The sequence below is a fragment of the Catellatospora sp. NPDC049133 genome (assembly GCF_040648455.1).
Classification (GTDB): domain Bacteria; phylum Actinomycetota; class Actinomycetes; order Mycobacteriales; family Micromonosporaceae; genus Catellatospora; species Catellatospora aurea.
Genome location: NZ_JBEZDT010000006.1, coordinates 100,690 through 116,884, shown reverse-complemented (window position 1 = coordinate 116,884; position 16,195 = coordinate 100,690). Strand labels below are relative to the sequence as shown.

The 16,195-nt window shown below is 70.5% G+C and carries 19 protein-coding genes; 9 read left to right on the top strand and 10 right to left on the bottom strand.

The genetic code is table 11. From position 1 onward, the window contains the following. Positions 1–99: 99 nt before the first annotated feature. Both AB0B35_RS08495 and rho read right to left on the bottom strand, forming a co-directional pair. Positions 100–507, bottom strand: a complete 408-nt coding sequence (locus AB0B35_RS08495; protein WP_361042448.1) for a hypothetical protein — start codon at positions 505–507, stop codon at positions 100–102. A gap of 136 nt (positions 508–643) precedes the next feature. Beyond that, complete coding sequence (rho, locus tag AB0B35_RS08490; RefSeq protein WP_361042446.1) at positions 644–1,957, bottom strand: transcription termination factor Rho; 1,314 nt, start codon at positions 1,955–1,957, stop codon at positions 644–646. Positions 1,958–2,561: 604 nt separating this feature from the next. On the opposite strand from rho, the gene AB0B35_RS08485 reads away from it, so the two are divergent. Genes AB0B35_RS08485 through AB0B35_RS08470 form a run of 4 tightly spaced genes read left to right on the top strand, consistent with a single transcriptional unit; the run spans position 2,562 to position 5,485 of the window. Further along, positions 2,562–2,966, top strand: a complete 405-nt coding sequence (locus AB0B35_RS08485; protein WP_361042444.1) for a hypothetical protein — start codon at positions 2,562–2,564, stop codon at positions 2,964–2,966. An 11-nt stretch (positions 2,967–2,977) separates the two neighbouring features. Further along, positions 2,978–3,502, top strand: a complete 525-nt coding sequence (locus tag AB0B35_RS08480) for a hypothetical protein (RefSeq protein WP_361042442.1) — start codon at positions 2,978–2,980, stop codon at positions 3,500–3,502. Next, on the top strand, positions 3,432–4,655 hold the full coding sequence (locus AB0B35_RS08475; protein ID WP_361042440.1) for an MAB_1171c family putative transporter: 1,224 nt from the start codon (positions 3,432–3,434) through the stop codon (positions 4,653–4,655). The genes AB0B35_RS08480 and AB0B35_RS08475 overlap by 71 nt, the downstream gene beginning before the upstream one ends. Before the next feature lie 2 nt (positions 4,656–4,657). After that, positions 4,658–5,485, top strand: coding sequence for an oxygenase MpaB family protein (locus AB0B35_RS08470; RefSeq protein ID WP_361042437.1), 828 nt, complete (start codon positions 4,658–4,660; stop codon positions 5,483–5,485). A gap of 51 nt (positions 5,486–5,536) precedes the next feature. Here the strand turns inward: AB0B35_RS08470 and AB0B35_RS08465 are convergent, their stop codons facing one another. Both AB0B35_RS08465 and AB0B35_RS08460 read right to left on the bottom strand, forming a co-directional pair. Continuing rightward, positions 5,537–5,836 carry an antibiotic biosynthesis monooxygenase gene (locus tag AB0B35_RS08465; protein ID WP_361042434.1) on the bottom strand — a complete coding sequence of 100 codons (300 nt, stop codon included), beginning with the start codon at positions 5,834–5,836 and terminating at the stop codon, positions 5,537–5,539. Positions 5,837–5,865: 29 nt separating this feature from the next. After that, positions 5,866–6,693 carry an alpha/beta hydrolase gene (locus AB0B35_RS08460; RefSeq protein ID WP_361042432.1) on the bottom strand — a complete coding sequence of 276 codons (828 nt, stop codon included), beginning with the start codon at positions 6,691–6,693 and terminating at the stop codon, positions 5,866–5,868. A gap of 505 nt (positions 6,694–7,198) precedes the next feature. Here AB0B35_RS08460 and AB0B35_RS08455 point away from each other — a divergent pair. From AB0B35_RS08455 to AB0B35_RS08440, 4 genes are read left to right on the top strand one after another with little or no spacing between them, the layout of a single operon-like run. Then, on the top strand, positions 7,199–8,224 hold the full coding sequence (locus AB0B35_RS08455) for a sulfate ABC transporter substrate-binding protein (protein WP_361042430.1): 1,026 nt from the start codon (positions 7,199–7,201) through the stop codon (positions 8,222–8,224). Beyond that, on the top strand, positions 8,221–9,069 hold the full coding sequence (cysT, locus tag AB0B35_RS08450) for a sulfate ABC transporter permease subunit CysT (RefSeq protein WP_361042427.1): 849 nt from the start codon (positions 8,221–8,223) through the stop codon (positions 9,067–9,069). The genes AB0B35_RS08455 and cysT overlap by 4 nt, the downstream gene beginning before the upstream one ends. Then, on the top strand, positions 9,062–9,889 hold the full coding sequence (locus tag AB0B35_RS08445) for a sulfate ABC transporter permease subunit (RefSeq protein ID WP_361042424.1): 828 nt from the start codon (positions 9,062–9,064) through the stop codon (positions 9,887–9,889). Before cysT ends, AB0B35_RS08445 begins: the two co-directional genes overlap by 8 nt. Further along, entirely contained in the window at positions 9,886–10,860 is a 975-nt protein-coding gene (locus AB0B35_RS08440) for a sulfate ABC transporter ATP-binding protein (protein ID WP_361042422.1), read from the top strand. Before AB0B35_RS08445 ends, AB0B35_RS08440 begins: the two co-directional genes overlap by 4 nt. Before the next feature lie 95 nt (positions 10,861–10,955). On the opposite strand, the gene AB0B35_RS08435 is transcribed toward AB0B35_RS08440, so the two are convergent. Continuing rightward, positions 10,956–11,423 (bottom strand): Rrf2 family transcriptional regulator, encoded by a 468-nt coding sequence (locus tag AB0B35_RS08435; RefSeq protein WP_361042419.1) that lies wholly within the window; start codon positions 11,421–11,423, stop codon positions 10,956–10,958. A gap of 150 nt (positions 11,424–11,573) precedes the next feature. After that, a complete protein-coding gene (locus tag AB0B35_RS08430) occupies positions 11,574–12,173 on the bottom strand; it encodes an XRE family transcriptional regulator (protein ID WP_361042416.1) in 600 nt (199 codons plus the stop codon). A gap of 118 nt (positions 12,174–12,291) precedes the next feature. Here AB0B35_RS08430 and AB0B35_RS08425 point away from each other — a divergent pair, with 118 nt between their 5' ends. Beyond that, complete coding sequence (locus AB0B35_RS08425; protein WP_361042413.1) at positions 12,292–12,975, top strand: class I SAM-dependent methyltransferase; 684 nt, start codon at positions 12,292–12,294, stop codon at positions 12,973–12,975. 17 nt (positions 12,976–12,992) lie between these two features. Here the strand turns inward: AB0B35_RS08425 and AB0B35_RS08420 are convergent, their stop codons facing one another. From AB0B35_RS08420 to AB0B35_RS08405, 4 genes are read right to left on the bottom strand one after another with little or no spacing between them, the layout of a single operon-like run. Continuing rightward, the gene (locus tag AB0B35_RS08420; protein WP_361042411.1) at positions 12,993–13,307 is read right to left on the bottom strand and encodes a hypothetical protein; all 315 of its coding nucleotides are present in this window, start codon (positions 13,305–13,307) and stop codon (positions 12,993–12,995) included. After that, a complete protein-coding gene (locus AB0B35_RS08415; protein ID WP_361042409.1) occupies positions 13,307–14,305 on the bottom strand; it encodes a pre-toxin TG domain-containing protein in 999 nt (332 codons plus the stop codon). The genes AB0B35_RS08420 and AB0B35_RS08415 overlap by 1 nt, the downstream gene beginning before the upstream one ends. Further along, positions 14,302–15,525 carry a hypothetical protein gene (locus tag AB0B35_RS08410; RefSeq protein WP_361042407.1) on the bottom strand — a complete coding sequence of 408 codons (1,224 nt, stop codon included), beginning with the start codon at positions 15,523–15,525 and terminating at the stop codon, positions 14,302–14,304. The genes AB0B35_RS08415 and AB0B35_RS08410 overlap by 4 nt, the downstream gene beginning before the upstream one ends. Next, on the bottom strand, positions 15,470–16,153 hold the full coding sequence (locus AB0B35_RS08405) for a DUF6789 family protein (RefSeq protein WP_361042405.1): 684 nt from the start codon (positions 16,151–16,153) through the stop codon (positions 15,470–15,472). Before AB0B35_RS08405 ends, AB0B35_RS08410 begins: the two co-directional genes overlap by 56 nt. Between the last annotated feature and the right edge of the window lie 42 nt (positions 16,154–16,195).

Genomic DNA, 16,195 nt, shown 5'->3' with positions numbered 1-16,195 from the left:
GGGCCCGCCCAACACACCCCTCCCCCACCCGGCGCTCATGCCCCCCCCGGGCGGGGGGGCCCCCCGGCCCCCCCGCGCCGGCGCCCGCCGCACGCAGGGTCACCGGGCGCAGGAGACCCCGGTCAACCACACGGGCGAGTAGCACTCGGCGAACGACCACTTCTGATCCGAGAAGCTGTCGTCCGTGCTGTCGGTGTACACCTCAAGCCCGCCTTGCGGCGTCACCCGGTAGTACTCGCGAACAGGGTCACCCTCGATGGTCGGGAAAGTCACCTTCAGCTCCGCGCTCTCGCCACTCTCGAGGGCGCGCTCCAGGCAGGCGATCTCCTGCACCGCCTTCTGCCGCATCTCCTCATTCAGCCCCAAGCTCACCTCGCCACAGCTGGGAAACTCCGTCCTGGACGCCCAACGGTCCTCGACCGGATCACCGAACAGACCGCAGCCTGAGGTGAACAAGGACGCCGCCGCCACCGCGACGAGCCACGGGCGAGCCGAACGAGCTGCCACGCGGCGATGATGAGCGCTGCTCCGACCTACCATGTCGTGTCCCCTTCCCTGCTGGTTCAACGCGGCCGGGCGGACGGCCGGTTCCATGCGGGCAGGTAACAGATACGTTCCGGAACGGACGGTGCACCGCGGCAGGTCAGGGCGTGCTGCGGGCGAGCTGCATGAGGAACTCGGCGTTGCTGCCCGTCTTGCGCAGCCGGTCGACGAGCTGTTCCCCGGTCTGCTGGCTGTCCATGGTGTGCAGGGCGCGGCGCAGGCGGCGGACCAGCTCCAGCTCCTGCGGGCCGACCAGCAGTTCCTCGCGGCGGGTGCTGGAGGAGTCGACGTCCACGGCCGGGAAGACGCGCCGGTCGGCGAGCCCGCGCAGCAGCCGCAGCTCGGCGTTGCCGGTGCTCTTGAACTCCTCGAAGATGACGGTGTCGCCCAGCGAACCGGTCTCCACCAGCGCGGTGGCGATGACGGTCAGCGAGCCGCCGCCCTCGATGGTGCGGGCCGCTCCCAGGAAGCGCTTGGGCGCGTGCAGGGCGCCGGCCTCGATGCCGCCCGACATGATGCGGCCGTTGGACGGCGCGGCGAGGTTGTAGGCGCGGCCCAGCCGGGTGATGGAGTCGAGTAGCACGACGACGTCGCGGCCCTGCTCGACCAGGCGCTTGGCGCGTTCGATGGCCAGTTCGGCGACCGCGATGTGGTCGGCCGGCGGCCGGTCGAACGTCGAGGAGACCACCTCGCCGCGTACGGTGCGGCGCATGTCGGTGACCTCCTCCGGACGCTCGTCGATGAGGATCGCCATGACGTGCGCGTCGGGGTGGTTGACCGTGAGCGCGTGCGCGATCGCCTGCAGCACCATGGTCTTGCCTGCCTTGGGCGGCGAGACGACCAGGGCGCGCTGGCCCTTGCCGATCGGGGTGAGCAGGTCGATCACCCGGGTGGTCAGGATGTCCGGGGTGGTTTCCAGGCGCAGCCGCTCCCGCGGGTAGATCGGGGTCAGCGCGTAGAAGTCGGGCCGGTCGCGCAGGTGCCCGGCGGGCTCGCCGTTCACGGTTTCGATCGTGGTGACGGTCGGCCGCTGGGCGCGGCGCGCGTCGGCGCGCTCGCCGGAACCGGACCGGCGGACGGTCGCGGGCTGCGCGGCGGTGCCGGTGACGAGGTCGCCGCGGCGCAGGCCGAGGCGCTGGACCAGGCCCGGCGGCAGGTACGGGTCGCCCGGGTCGGACAGGTAGCCGACCAGTCGGACGAAGCAGTGCTTGTCGCGGACGTCTACGACGCCGCTGACGGCCGTCGTCGGAGCCTCGGCGCCAGGCTCGGCGGCATCGTGCTCGATGTGGTCCCGCACGTTCGCGCGGGGGCGGGCCGTCGTGCGGCGGCGGCGGGTGGAGGTGGCTGGTCCCGTCGCACCGTTCGCGGCGGCGGGGCTCGCCGCGGCGGAGGGCCGCAGGTCGAGATCGGTCATGGGTACTCCTCGGAGACGGTGCGCCAGGGCACGGGCGTGCTGGGGCGCGATGGGCACCGAGCGCCTGATGCGTCTGCCGGGCGGATCCAGAATGGTCCGGAGGGCTCGGCGGCTGAGGCGGCGGTGCGGTGGAAGCCGGTCCCGGCGGACGCGCGGAGCGTGGCCGGTTCTCGGGAAAGGGCATCCTCGGGGCGGGAACTCCACGCCTGCATCGAGAGATGCTTGATCAAATGTACCCCACCGGGGCGGTCGGGGCAACCGGCACGCCGGTACGGCCGCGATCGGGCTTCGCCCGGCGGCCTTGCGGGCTGCGGCGGCACGCCCTCGCGCGCGTCACAAGGAGAGTGGCCGCGCGGGCCGCTCCCCTTGTGCCCCCGTTACGCCGCTGTGCAGGCACTCCCCCGTCGCGCCTGCCGCCCCGCGCGGGTGCGGCCCCGCGCGGTCCTGTTCGTCCGGACCCGAAACGCCGACCGCGCACGGCTTTCGGCCGTGCATCGGCGAATTGAGTCTTGGACCCCGACAGCATAGGCTGTTGACTATGGATTCTGTCAACCACAGCTAACAGCTCCGTGGCTGGCGTCAGCTTCAGATGACTAGGGGCGTCATGGGCGAGAACAGCGGCCCAGGAACGGTCGCCGAGCGCTTGACCAGGCTTTTCGACACCATCACCAACCCGCGTACGGCGAAGCGCTACACCGATCGCGAGGTGGCCGCAGCGGTCGGCTGTTCGCATACGCTGATCTTCGATCTGCGCAAGGGCAACACCCCGCCGGAGAAGACCCAGGCGGGCATCCTCATGCGGCTGGCCAGGCATTTCGGCATGGACGACAACCACCTCATGCCGGCGGGCTCGGGCACGGTCGACCCCGAGGTCTGGTCCTTCGCGATGCGGGCGAGGGCCATCTCACCGGCGGGCCTGGCGATGCTGAACGGTGTCCTGGATCACATCGCCGAACTGGAGGCTCGCGCGGCCACCCGGCCCGGGGCGACCGACGACGCGCCGATTTAGACTGTCCGCCTATGCCACCCAGCCGCGAGGTCGTCGCCGAGTGCCGCGCCGCGCTCGACGGGCTGGCCATTCCCGACCCCTGGGACGTGGTCGCGCTGGTCGAGTGGCTCGGGCAGCGGCGCGGTCGCCCGATCATCCTGATCCCGTGGCCGACGGCGGGCGGAGTCACCGGCTGCTGGGTGGCGGCGGCGCACCAGGACTACATCGTGTACGAGCGCACCGCCACGCCGCTGCACCGGTCGGTGATCGTCTGCCACGAGGTGGCGCACATCTGGCTCGGACACCGCGGGCACCCCACGACCGCCCTGGCACAGGAGTCGGTGCTGCCGCACGGCTACACCGGCGACGAGGAGATCCGCGCCGAGACCCTGGCCGAGCTGATCCTCGAACAGGCCGCCCTGCCGGCCCCCAAGGTGCCCGAGGACGTGCTGCGGGTGATGAAGACACTGGATCAAGGAGTGACCGTTGATTCCCTGGCTGACCAGCGGGGCGTTCCTGCTCGCCGCCGTCGTCGTTGGCTCGGTCCTCGCCCGTAGGCCGCAGGCCCGCACCCCCGCGGGCAAGGCACTGCTCGCCTGGAACCTGCTCGGCGGCGCGGCGCAGGTCGTCACCATCCATCCCGTATACCAGGCGATCAGCTCGCTGACCGGGCACCACAACACCGCGATCGTGATCAGCCACAGCCTCGGGCTGGTCGCCGCGTTCTTCGCCGAAATCATGATGCTGTGCTGGACCCGCGGCGCCGACGGGGCCCGTGCCGCGGCCCGCTACCGGGCCGCGATCACCGGCGCGGCGACAGCGGCGCTCGTCGTGCTGTTCGCGCTCACGCCCGAGGTCGCCGACACCCCGTCGAGCTGGCGACTGGACAACATCGACCGGACCACCGTGGCGCTCTACTCGGTCGGGTACGCCCTGGCGTACTCCTGGGTGCTGCTGGACCTGTGCCGGCTGAGCATCCGCTACTCCCGGATGGTGGTCACGGCGCAGACCCGGGTCGGGTTGCGGCTGTTCACGGTCGGCACCGCGTTCGGCCTGGCGTATCAGCTGATGGCCGCCGTGGACGGGCTGGTCGGCCTCACCGGGCACCGGCTCCCCGCGCACACCCCGCTGAGCCTGGCCCTGGTCTGCGTCGGCGTCGTGTTCCTCTGCCTCGGCGCCATCGTCCCGCTGGTCACCACCGCCGTGATCGAGTTCGCGCGACGCTGCCGGCAGGCCTGGCTGTGCCACCGCATGGAGCCCCTCTACCGCGACCTGGCCACCGAATACCCGCAGGTCCTGAAAGGCCCTGTGCGGTACGGCACCGTGGGCTGGCTGGTCAACTGGTACGGCAACGGGCGGCGGCTGATGCAGCGCACCATCGAGGTCCACGACGGGCTGTCCGAGCTGCGGCCCTGGCTCGACGATCTCGCGTACCGCATCGGCGCTGCCGAGGCGGTGAAGGCGGGCTTCGACGCCGACACGGTGATCCTGGTCGCCCAGGCCGCCCAGGTGGCCGACGCGCTGCGGGCCAAGCGCGCCGGCGAGCCCGGCCACCAGGTCCACGTGGAGATGGTCGAGGTGGCCAAGGACCGGGAGGCGGTGTGGCTGGCGCGGCTGGCCCAGACCTACCGCTCCCGTTTCGTCGAACACGCCCTGGCCGAGCTGATCCTGCGCCGCGGCCCCGCCCTCGAACAACCCGTGGGGAACTGACCGTGTCGCAGCCGCAACACCTCGACCACCACGCCGTCTACCGGCACCTTGCGCTCCGCGAGTTCGCCGCGGACGTGCGCATCGGGCTGAACCTCGCGTTCTACCGGACGTTCGCGGTCCCGGCGGCCGCGCGGCTGCTGCTGGACACCGGCGAGATGACCGAGCGGTCCGCGAAACGCACCGACGACACCGGCCTGATGATGTACGAGGTGATCGCCCACGGACCCGCCCACCCGCGCAGCAGGCAGGTCATCTCCGCGCTCAACCGCATCCACCGCGTGTACGACATCACCCCCGACGAGTACCGGTACACGCTGGGCACCTTCATCTTCATCCCGACCCGCTGGATCGACCGGTACGGCCCGCGCCGCCTCACCGCCGACGAACGGACCGCCACCTGGCACTTCTGGATCGAGGTCGGCAAGCTCATGAACATCCGCGACGTCCCGGTGACGTGGGCGGAGTTCGAGCAGTGGTTCAACGCCTACGAGCGCGACAACTTCGCCTACGACGAAGCGGCGACCAGGCTGATGGACGCCACCCGGGAGGTGCTGGCCGCCCGCTTTCCGAAGGCGCTGCGCCGCTGGGCGGGCGCGGCCGGCGACGCGCTGCTCGACGACGACGTCCGCCGGGCGCTCGGCGTGCCGAAGCCGAGCCTGGCCACCCGCGCCGTCGTGCACGGCGCGCTGCGGGCCGGCGCGCTCAAGCGCCGCCTGCGACCGGCGGCGAAGGACATCTTCACGCCCGGCCAGCCCAGCCGCCACTACCCCGGCGGGTACACGATCGAGCAGCTCGGGCCCGACCCGGTGCGGCCCGTGGCCCGGCGCTGACGATCAGCGAAGGGAGCCCTGCCGCGTGGCAGAGCTCCCGTGCGGACACCGTCAGGACGGCATCTTGTACGTCAGCAGGTCCACCGGGTTGATCCTCGGCGGCGGATCGAACAGATCCGCGCGGGCCTCCAGGCCCTGCCGTACCTTCCCCGCCAGATGGAACTGGCGGTCGTCCTCGTTGTTGAAGGCGTCGAAGATGCGAAACGAGGTCGGCCCGACCTGGAAGGCGTACCAGACGATGGTGCCGGGTTCGGCGTCCACCAGTACCTTGGCCTGCCGCAGGAACTCCGCGACCTCGCCCTCCTTGCCGGGCTTGGCCTCGATCTCCACGAGAAAACCCAACGTGAGCACGCCTGCTCCCTCCCTGCGGACGGCGGCGATCAGCCCTTGAGGAACGCCAGCAGGTCGGCGTTGAACTCGTCCTGATGAGTGGCGAACAGGCCGTGCGGCGCTCCCGGGTACACCTTGAAGGTGTTGTTGGGAATGATCTTGGACGACTTCTGGCCCGAGGCGACGATCGGCACGATCTGGTCGTCGTCACCCTGGATGATGAGCACCGGGACGTCGATCTTCTTGCAGTCCTCGGTGAGGTCCGTCTCCGAGAAGGCCTTGATGCAGTCGTAGGCGGCCTTGAAGCCCACGGTCATGCCCATGAGCCAGAACGAGTCGCGCAGACCCTGGCTGACCTTGCTGCCCTCGCGGTTGCCCCCGTAGAACGGCGCGCTCAGGTCCTTCCAGAACTGCGACCGGTCACGCTCGACGCCTTCGCGCAAGCCGTCGAAGACGCTGCGGGGCAGGCCTTCCGGGTTGGCGTCGGTCTGCAGCATCAGCGGCGGGATCGCGCCGACCAGCACCGCCTTGGAGACGCGGTCGGTGCCGTGTCGACCCATGTAGCGCACGACCTCACCACCGCCGGTCGAGTGGCCGACCAGCACGATGTCGCGCAGGTCGAGCTTCTCGATCACCGCGGCCAGGTCGTCGGCGTACGTGTTGAGGTCGTTGCCTTCCCACGGCTGGCTGGAGCGGCCGTGGCCGCGCCGGTCGTGGGCGATGCCGCGGAAGCCGTTGGAGACGACGTACCACATCTGATCGTCCCAGGCGTCGGCGGTGAGCGGCCAGCCGTGGCTGAAGACAACGGGTTGTCCCGTACCCCAGTCCTTGTAGAAGATCTGGGTTCCGTCCTTGGTGGTGACCATACCGGTGCTCATGTGGCGACTCCCTGCAGGCGAATGTGGCAGTGCGTACGTCGCGGCACACCGTCGGGCCGACCTCCCGAAGCTAGCATCACGGGCTTGTCGGACTTGTCGGTTCAGAGAATGAAACAACCTACAGGCAGTTCTGCCACTTTTCACGGGTTTTCAACCACTTTTGCTCCCTCTGGCGCGCCACGGCTCGCGCGCCCCTCCGGGAGGTAGTCCGTTCGGCCAGTCATTTTTTCTCATATTCGGGCATTTGTCTTGTATGCCCGGGGTCCGCTCGGCAAACCATTGAAAGTCTAGCGGATTAGTGGGATATTCGCTTCGTGGTCGTTCCGGATCACGTCTGCCGGCGGGCACCCGCCGGAGGTCGTGGCATCGGAGCCCGACGTCGCACGTGCCGGTCGACCATGCGCCACCACAGAACTGCACCCCCAAACATTGATGACTACCGATCACGCCGAACTCTCGGCGTTATTCGGTGTGCGCATTTGCGCTCGAGGAGGACAGGTTCCGCATGAAGAACCGGATCAGAGCAGCCGCCGCACTCGCCGCCACCGCCGTCCTGGCGCTGTCGGCCTGCGGCGGGGGCGACAGCGGCACCACGGGATCGAGCACCACGCTGAACATCGTCGGCTTCGCCGTGCCGGAGGCGGCGAACAAGGCGATCGCGGCCGAGTGGAACAAGACCGAGGCCGGCAAGGGCGTCAAGTTCCAGACGTCGTACGGCGCGTCCGGCGACCAGAGCCGCGCGGTCGTGGCCGGCCTCAAGGCCGACTACGTGCACTTCTCGGTCTCCAGCGACGTCACCCGCCTGGTCGACGCGAACCTGGTGGCCAAGGACTGGAACGCCGGCCCCAACAAGGGCATCGTGTCCTCCTCGATCGTGGTGCTCGCGGTGCGCGAGGGCAACCCGAAGGGCATCAAGGGCTGGGACGACCTGATCAAGCCGGGCGTCCAGATCGTCACCCCGAACCCCGCCTCCTCGGGCGCCGCCCGGTGGAACGCGCTCGCCGCGTGGGGCCACGTCACCGCCAACGGCGGCACCGACGCGCAGGCCACCGAGTTCCTGACCAAGCTGTTCGCCAACGTCGTCGCCCTGCCCGGCAGCGGCCGCGACGCGACCACCAGCTTCCTCGGCGGCACCGGCGACGTGCTGCTGGCCTACGAGAACGAGGCCATCCTGGCCACCCAGGCGGGCGAGAAGTTCGACTGGGTCGTGCCGGCCACCACCATCCTGATCGAGAACCCGGGCGCGATCCTCGTCAACGCCGACCCCAAGGCCAAGGACTGGCTGAACTTCGTGCTCAGCAAGGAAGGCCAGCGCCAGTTCGCCCTCAAGGGCTTCCGGCCGATCATCGAGGGCGTCGACACCACCGGCATCGAGGGCGCCAAGGACCCGGCCAACCCGTTCCCCGCGCCGGAGAAGCTGCTCACCGTGTCGAAGGACTTCGAGAGCTGGTCGGCTCTGTCGAAGAAGTTCTTCGACGAGAAGGAGGGCATCATCGTCAAGGTCATCGCAGCCTCGGGCAAGGCTAAGTGACCTCGACCGCGCTCTCTCCGGACCGGCCGGCGACCTCTCGCCGGCCGGTCCGGACCGGCCGCCCGCTGACCCGAGTCTCCGGACTCGGGTTCGGCGTGGCGATGATGTGGTTCAGCCTGCTCGTGCTCATCCCGCTGGCCGCCGTGGTGGTAACCGCGTCGACGGGCGGGTGGAGCGCGTTCTGGCAGGCGGTGACCAACGAGCAGACCGCCGCGGCGATCGAGCTCACCGTTGGCACCGCGTTCGCCGTGACACTGGTGAACATCGTCATGGGAACCATGATCGCGTGGGTGCTGGTCCGGGACCGGTTCTTCGGCAAGCGCGCCCTGGAGATCCTGATCGACATCCCGTTCGCGTTGCCGACCATCGTCGCCGGCCTGGTCCTGCTGTCGCTGTACGGCAAGACCAGCCCGCTCGGCATCGACATCGCCAACACCCGCCCCGCGGTCTTCCTCGCCTTCCTGTTCGTCACCCTGCCGTTCGTGGTCCGCACGGTGCAGCCGGTGCTGGCCGAACTGGAGCGCGACGTGGAGGAGGCGGCGATGTCGCTGGGCGCCAGCCGGTTCACCGTGTTCCGGCGCATCATCCTGCCCAGCCTGACGCCCGCGATCGCCGCGGGCGCCGCGCTGTCGTTCGCCCGCGGGGTCAGCGAGTACGGCTCGCTGGTGCTGCTGTCGGGCAACCTGCCGATGAAGACGGAGGTCACCTCGGTGCGCATCCTCAGCAGCATCGAGAACGACAACCTGGACAGCGCCGCGGCGGTCGCCACGATCCTGCTGGCCATCTCGTTCGCGGTCATCGTGCTGCTCGACGTCATCCAGCGCAGGATGGTGCGCCGTGGCTAGCCACCCCAGCACCCGCACCCGGCGCGGCCCGGTCACCTACCTGGTCCGCCTGCTCGTGATCGCGTACCTGTTCCTGCTCGTGGCGTGGCCGGTGTACCTGGTCGGCAAGAACACCTTCGCCGACGGCATGGACAACATCAACGGGATCCTCGAAGACCCCGACATCGTGCACGCGATCAGCCTGACCGTGCAGGTCGCGATCATCGCGGTGATCATCAACACGCTGTTCGGCGTGGGCATCTCGCTGCTACTCGTCCGGTACGACTTCCCGGGCAAGCGGCTGCTCAGCGCGCTGCTGGACATGCCGTTGTCGGTGTCGCCGATCGTCGTCGGCCTGGCCCTGGTGCTGGTCTACGGCGGGCGCACCGGCTGGTTCGGACCCGGCCTGGAGAGCATGGGCTTCCAGGTCATCTTCGCCACCCCCGGCATCGTGCTGGCCACGGTGTTCGTCGCGCTGCCGCTGGTGATCCGCGAAGTGGTGCCCGTGCTGGAGGAGGTCGGCGAGGAGCAGGAGCAGGCCGCCCGCAGCCTGGGCGCGAACGCGTGGCAGACGTTCCGGCGGATCACCCTGCCGTCGATCAAGTGGGGCGTCATCTACGGCGTCGTGCTGAGCCTGGCCCGGTCGCTGGGCGAGTTCGGCGCGGTCAAGGTCGTCTCCGGCAACGTGCTCGGCGAGACCCGCACCGCCACCCTGGTCGTCGAGGAGAAGTACCTCAACTTCGACAAGGGCGGCGCGTACGCCACCGCGTTCCTGCTCGCCCTGGTGGCGGTGGCCTGCATCATCATCGTCTCAGTCATTCGGCCGAAGGAAGACCGTTGAGTATCGAGATCGTCAACGTTGCCAAACGTTTCGGAGACTTCGTCGCTCTCGACAACGTCTCCGTCAGCATTCCGTCCGGGCAGCTCACCGCGCTGCTCGGCCCGTCCGGTGGCGGCAAGTCGACGCTGCTGCGCATCATCGCCGGGCTGGAGACGGCCGACAGCGGCCGCATCGAGATCGAAGGCGTGGACGCGACGAAGCTGTCGCCGCAGAAGCGCAACGTCGGTTTCGTGTTCCAGCATTACGCGGCCTTCAAGCACCTGTCGGTCGCCCGCAACGTCGCGTTCGGACTGGAGATCCGCAAGCGGCCCAAGGACGAGATTCGCGAGCGGGTCGACGAGCTGCTCAAGCTGGTGCACCTGTCGCAGTTCGCGGACCGGCTGCCCTCCCAGCTGTCCGGCGGGCAGCGCCAGCGCATGGCCCTGGCGCGGGCGCTGGCGGTGCAGCCCACCGTGCTGCTGCTCGACGAGCCGTTCGGCGCACTCGACGCCAAGGTGCGCAAGGAGCTGCGTGACTGGCTGCGGCGGCTGCACGACGAGGTCCACGTGACGACCGTGTTCGTCACGCACGACCAGGAGGAGGCACTGGAGGTCGCCGACGAGATCGTGGTCATCAACGAGGGCCGCGTGGAGCAGATCGGCTCGCCCGACGAGCTCTACGACACCCCCGCCAACGACTTCGTCATGCGCTTCCTCGGCCCGGTCACCGAGCTGGGCGACCGGCTGGTCCGGCCGCACGACCTGCAACTGCTCACCGGCGGCGGCGAGCCGGACGCCGTCGCGGGCCGCATCACGCGGATCACCCGCGTCGGCTTCGAGATCAGGGTGGAGGTCGCCGTGGCCGGGCAACCGGTCATCGTCACCCTCACCCGTAACGAGTTCCTGTCGCTCGGCCTGCAGGTGGGCTCCGAGGTGCAGGTGCGGGTCGCGCCCGAGGTCGTGGCCGGGGCGAGGCTGCTCGACGCGGTCTGATCGGACACGAGAGCCTCCGGGCGGGGTGGTGCGCGCCGATCCGGCGGCCGCCCACGCCCGGGGGCTCTCGTCTGCGCGGATGCGGGCCGCCACCGTCACGGTCGGCGTCCGCCGGTGTCACCGCTCGCGCCGTCGCGCTCCGGACGGGCCGCGGTCAGCGCGGGTCCGGTGCCGAGCAGCTGGTCGAGGGTGGTGCTGTCGAGCAGGTCATTGGTGAACGTGTGGACCGAACGCCAGAGTCCGGGCAGCGCCGTGGCCGCGCCCGTGTACGTGATGGTGTGCGGCGGACGGCCTCGTACGCTGGCCAGCGCGCCGCTGACGGCCCGCATGATGTCGCCGACGCTGATCCGCGTGATCGGCCGGGCCAGGCTGAAGCCGCCGTCGGTGCCGGGGCGGCTGCTCAGCAGCTCCGCGCGGCGCAGGTCGGCGAGGATCGACGGCAGGTAACTGACGGGAATGCCCTGCATGGCAGCCAGGTCGCTGGTCTTCACCGGACCGCCGCCAGCCGCGGCGATGGCCAGCATGGCCTGCACCGCATAGTCGTGTCGCGCTGAAATGTGCACGGCCCCATGGATTCCTGCTCGTGACGGCGCGACCGGCAGCAGGCGCGCGTTGCATGCGTGTCCGCATATTCCTATAACTTCGATAGATAATATAGGCGTTACGCGTACGGGGCAATGGCGGTCACGATCCGATCTCGACGGCGGCCGCCGTCACCGTTCGGCAGACTCCTTCGGCTTCGGCGCCGCCCGCAGGTGGGCACGCTCGCCCTGGGTGCCGAACAGGCTGAGGAACTCGACCGGCTCCGGACCGGCCGCGCCGAACCAGTGCGGCACCCTGGTGTCGAACTCGGCCGCCTCCCCCGGCGACAGCACCAGGTCGTGCTCGCCGAGGACCATGCGCAGCCGGCCGTTGAGGACGTACAGCCACTCGTAGCCCTCGTGGGTCTTCAGTTCCGGATGCCGGCGGCGGCTCTCGGCGGGGATCACCAGCTTGTACGCCTGGATCCCGCCCGCGCGGCGGGTCAGCGGTAGCATGATCATCCCGTGCCGGGTCACCGGGCGCAGGTGGATGCGCGGGTCGCCGGTCGGCGGGGCGTCGACCAGCTCGTCGAGCGTGACACCGTGCGCCCGGGCCAGCGGGAGCAGCAGCTCCAGCGTCGGCCGCCGGGAGCCGGACTCCAACCGGGACAGGGTGCTCACCGAGATCCCGGTCGCCGTCGACAGGTCGGCCAGCGTGGTCTCCCGCTGCTGGCGCAGCGCGCGCAGCCGCGGCCCGACCGCGCCCAGGGCTTGATCAAGGTCGTCGTCCATGCTCCCACTTTGCCAGATCGGCAACAGGATTTGCGAACGCGGCCGATCGTCTCGCATGGTTGTCCCCTGGCCACGGCTCATCCGTGACCACGCACAGGGCAGCACGGAAGGGATCGCCATGACCGAGGAGTTCAGCAAGGCGTACTGGGAAGACCACTACCAGGGCCCTGCCGCAGCCCACGGCCATGCCGGGGAGCACGGTGACGGCGCAGGCCACGGTCACGGCGCGGGCCACGGCAAACCGGCCAACCCGCAACTGGTCGCGGAGATCGCCGGCCTGACGCCCGGCACGGCGCTGGACGCCGGGTGCGGCGAGGGGGCCGAGGCGATCTGGCTCGCCGCCCAGGGCTGGCAGGTCACTGCGGTCGACATCGCCGACAGCGCACTGCGCCGGGCGCGCTCACACGCGCAGGACGCCGACGAGGCGGTCGCCGAGCGGATCGACTGGCTGCAGGCCGACCTGTCCGAATGGACGCCGCCCGCGGAGCGGTTCGACCTGGTCTGCTCCCTCTACGTCCACCCGACGTCGTCTCGCGAGTCCCTGGCAGCCCGGCTCGCCGCGGCGGTCGCGCCCGGCGGCACCCTGCTGATCGTCGGCCACCACCCGTCGGACCCGCGGCCCGGCGTCTCGCCCTCCGCCGTCCGCGACGTGCACTTCACCGCCGACGAGGTCGCGGCCGGGCTGGACCCCGACCACTGGGAGATCATCGTCGCCGAGTCCCGCCACCGCCCGGCCACCGGCCACAACGGCCACGAGCACCTCTTCCACGACACCGTCCTGCGCGCCCGCAAACTCCACTGACGCCGGGCGCGGGCGGGTCAGGCGTTCTCGGCGAGTCGGCTGAGGTCGCGCAGCAGGTCGACGGCTTCGGAGCGGTTGGGCAGCGTCGGCGGCAGCTCCCGGTCGGCGCGGTCGACCAGCTCCGTCCTGATCCGGCGCAGCACCTCGGCGCGGACCGCCGGGGACAGGTCGTCCAGCCCCAGCCAGCCGAGATTGTCGTCGACGATCTCCCGCAGCGACGCGACCGCGGCGTCGTCATCGAGGTCTTCCGCCAGGGCTTCGACGGCCCACTCGAACAGCCAGCCGGCCGCCGACCAGCGCTTGTCGGGGGCGACCGCGATCGTTCCGGACATCAGTTGCCTACCAGGAATGCTCGGGGCGCGAGGCCGTTGTCGGTGATGAACTTCTGTACCTTAGCGATCTGATCGGGCGTGAACTGGGAGACGTCGACGGGCACGTAATCGGCCTTGGCCAGGTGGTCGACAATCCTGGTCTGCAGATTGGGCCACTGCTGGTCGAAGTGCCGGGACGGAAAGTTGCCCACCGCGTCGTAGGTCTTGCCGGTGGCGTTGTCGACCCAGTCCACCTTCGGATCGGTCGAGCGGCTCAGCTCCACACCGGTGGCGTCCTCGACGCGCAGCGCGGTCTCGCCCTCCGCCGCGCGATACCGCCCCGTCGCCGGGTCCATGCCGAGTTCACGCTGGTGGGCGTCGCGGGCCGCCTCGGCCGCCCGCTCGGCCTCCCGGGCGCGTTCGGCTTCCTGAGCCGCCTCCGCGGCGCGATCCGCTTCCCGGGCACGCTCAGCGTCGCGGGCGGCCTCCGCCGCGCGTTCCGCCTCCCGGGCAGCCTCCGCGGCCCGCTCCGCCTCCCGGGCCGCTTCGGCGGCGCGTTCGACCTCGCGCGCGGCTTCGGCGGCGCGTTCGGCGTCGCGGGCGGCTTCGGCAGCGTCCGCGGCCCGGTCCACGGCCCGGCCGAGGTCGGCGACGTCGTCGATCGCCCGTGCGCCCTTGGAGATGCCGGCCGCGACGCCGGCGATCCCGCCGACCACGGGCACGATGCCGAGCAGGCGTTCCCACCAGGCCAGCTCCTGGCCGGTGATGAGGTCCTTGCCGGTGATCGCCTCGATGACGCCTTTGACCGTGCCGACCACGGGGACGAAGTCCAGCCCGATGCTGAGCAGCACCCCGAACAGCACGGACAGGCCGACCAGGGCGGCCAGCGCCGCCCGTGCGGTGTAGTAGCAGTCGGACATGCTGCCGCAGTTGTCGGCGTACGCCGTCCCGGGCAGCAGCAGCACCGCCGCGCCCGCGCCGAGCGCGGCGCCGGCCAGCACCCGTGTCGTCGTTCTCATTTCGACTCCTCGGGGCCGGGCGCGGAGGCAGGCGACGGCGGCGCGGGCGACGCCTCGCGGGCGTGCGGGCTGAGCAGGGTCATCAGCACCGCCGACACGATCGCCAGCAGCAGGAACGGGAAGAAGCTGGTCTGGTCCAGGAACATGGGCACGACGACCGCGCCGAGCAGGTACACCGGGATCATCACGACGATCAGGCGGATGATCCGGGGGATCTTGGCGATGAAGCGGGCGTACGCCCCGAAGTCGAGCGGCAGCAGCGGGCTGGCGATGACCTGCGCGACGAACAGCACGAGGAAGGTGAGCCCGGCCTGCCAGTAGGCGGCGTACAGGCCGGACAGCAGCGCGGTGAGGATCGCCGCGCGGATCAGCAGCCGCAGCACCAGCGGTATGCGGCCGACCAGCGGCTGCACCGGGACGTCGGTGCGGAACCGGTCCTCCAGCTGCGTCATCCGGTCGGGGCCGCCGCCCTTGCCGATCGGGTTCGCCAGGACCGCCTGCGCGACGGCCCGGCCGACGGTGGCCGCGACCGCGAGGAACACGATCCAGCCGCCGCTCTCCTGCGTCGTCGACATGGCCTCGACGGTCGGGCGGGCCCCGGCCCAGACGAACACAGGCCGCACCAGCAGGGGCGCCGACTGGGTCCACACCCAGACCAGCAGCCCCGAGATGACCACGAGCGCGCCGAGGCCGACCATCGCCCGCACCGCTCTCGGGACGCTCGGCGGCAGCAGGAACTCGGCGGCGAACGACTTCGCGGCGATGGGCACGCCGACCGCCAGCATCGCGAACAGCGCGTAGGTGAGCAGCTGGGAACCGTACTGCGCGGGGATGTCGAGCAGGGTGTCGGTGTGCCAGGTCTCCCACTGCGGGTGCGCGCCGAGAGCCAGGTCGCCGAGGGCGAACCCGAGGGTCAGGTAGGAGCCGAGAGCGCCGCTGACCGCGCCGACGAGCGCGATGAGCAGCAGCAGCCAGAGCGCCTCGGTGAAGACGTACTCGAAGCCGGGGTGGAGCACGCCCACGACCAGACCGATCAGGAACACGGTGGGCACGGTGACCAGGCCGACGACGGGGCGGGCGGCGAGATACAGGCCGTCGACGGTGGACATCGCCAGGCCGGCTGACAGCTTGCGCAGGGTCAGTGGCACACCGACCCAGATGCCGTCAGCGAGCCTGGTCAGGGGATCGGGCGGGCTCGTCGGCCCCGGAATCGCGGTCATGTTCTCCCCATCGGGAACTGCCGAGCAGGTGTTTGGCGAGCCAGCCGAGCACGACGCCGTAGACGAGGTGGCCGGTGATGCTGACCGACAGGAACTCGTCGAGCGCCTTGAGCCCGAGCCAGCCCGGGTAGACCGAGACCATGAAGGTCTCCAGGACCAGCGCCCAGAGGATGGCGGGCCAGATGCCGCGTCGTCCGAACGCGACCGTGTACGCGACTCCGAACGCGATGCCGTTGCACAGGTGGAACGCGACGCCGAGCAGGAACACCCAGGTGGCGTCGTGATCCGTCTCGGCCAGGGCCAGCCCGAACAGCCGCCACGCCTCGAACGGCCGCAGCCGCAGGCCGGCGAACTCCACCAGGGCGATCCGGACCGCGTCGTAGGCCAGCGTCGCGGCGAACCCGGCGACCGCGCCGACCGCCATCCGGCGCAGCACCTTGGCTCTGCGCTCAGCGGGCAGCCGCCGGATGACGACGGTCGCCACGACGGCCGCGGCCAGGCCGAGCGCAAGGAAGGTCCAGCGCAGGGAGACGCCCGACAGGATGTACACCAGCAGGGCCGCGCCGCTGGCCAGGAAGACCGCGGCGACTGTCCACTCTGGCCGGAGCCGGGGTCCGCGATCAGCCACGCCGATACGTTAGGAACTCACGACCATAAGTGGGGCGCAGTG

What these genes read in the sequence shown, in the direction of transcription:
- AB0B35_RS08425 (WP_361042413.1), top strand. Translation starts at nt 12,292, where the DNA reads ATGACCGAGGAGTTCAGCAAGGCGTACTGGGAAGACCACTACCAGGGC.
- AB0B35_RS08460 (WP_361042432.1), bottom strand. Translation starts at nt 6,693, where the DNA reads ATGAGCACCGGTATGGTCACCACCAAGGACGGAACCCAGATCTTCTAC.
- AB0B35_RS08455 (WP_361042430.1), top strand. Translation starts at nt 7,199, where the DNA reads ATGAAGAACCGGATCAGAGCAGCCGCCGCACTCGCCGCCACCGCCGTC.
- AB0B35_RS08480 (WP_361042442.1), top strand. Translation starts at nt 2,978, where the DNA reads ATGCCACCCAGCCGCGAGGTCGTCGCCGAGTGCCGCGCCGCGCTCGAC.
- AB0B35_RS08410 (WP_361042407.1), bottom strand. Translation starts at nt 15,525, where the DNA reads ATGACCGCGATTCCGGGGCCGACGAGCCCGCCCGATCCCCTGACCAGG.
- AB0B35_RS08420 (WP_361042411.1), bottom strand. Translation starts at nt 13,307, where the DNA reads ATGTCCGGAACGATCGCGGTCGCCCCCGACAAGCGCTGGTCGGCGGCC.
- rho (WP_361042446.1), bottom strand. Translation starts at nt 1,957, where the DNA reads ATGACCGATCTCGACCTGCGGCCCTCCGCCGCGGCGAGCCCCGCCGCC.
- AB0B35_RS08415 (WP_361042409.1), bottom strand. Translation starts at nt 14,305, where the DNA reads ATGAGAACGACGACACGGGTGCTGGCCGGCGCCGCGCTCGGCGCGGGC.
- AB0B35_RS08430 (WP_361042416.1), bottom strand. Translation starts at nt 12,173, where the DNA reads ATGGACGACGACCTTGATCAAGCCCTGGGCGCGGTCGGGCCGCGGCTG.
- AB0B35_RS08485 (WP_361042444.1), top strand. Translation starts at nt 2,562, where the DNA reads ATGGGCGAGAACAGCGGCCCAGGAACGGTCGCCGAGCGCTTGACCAGG.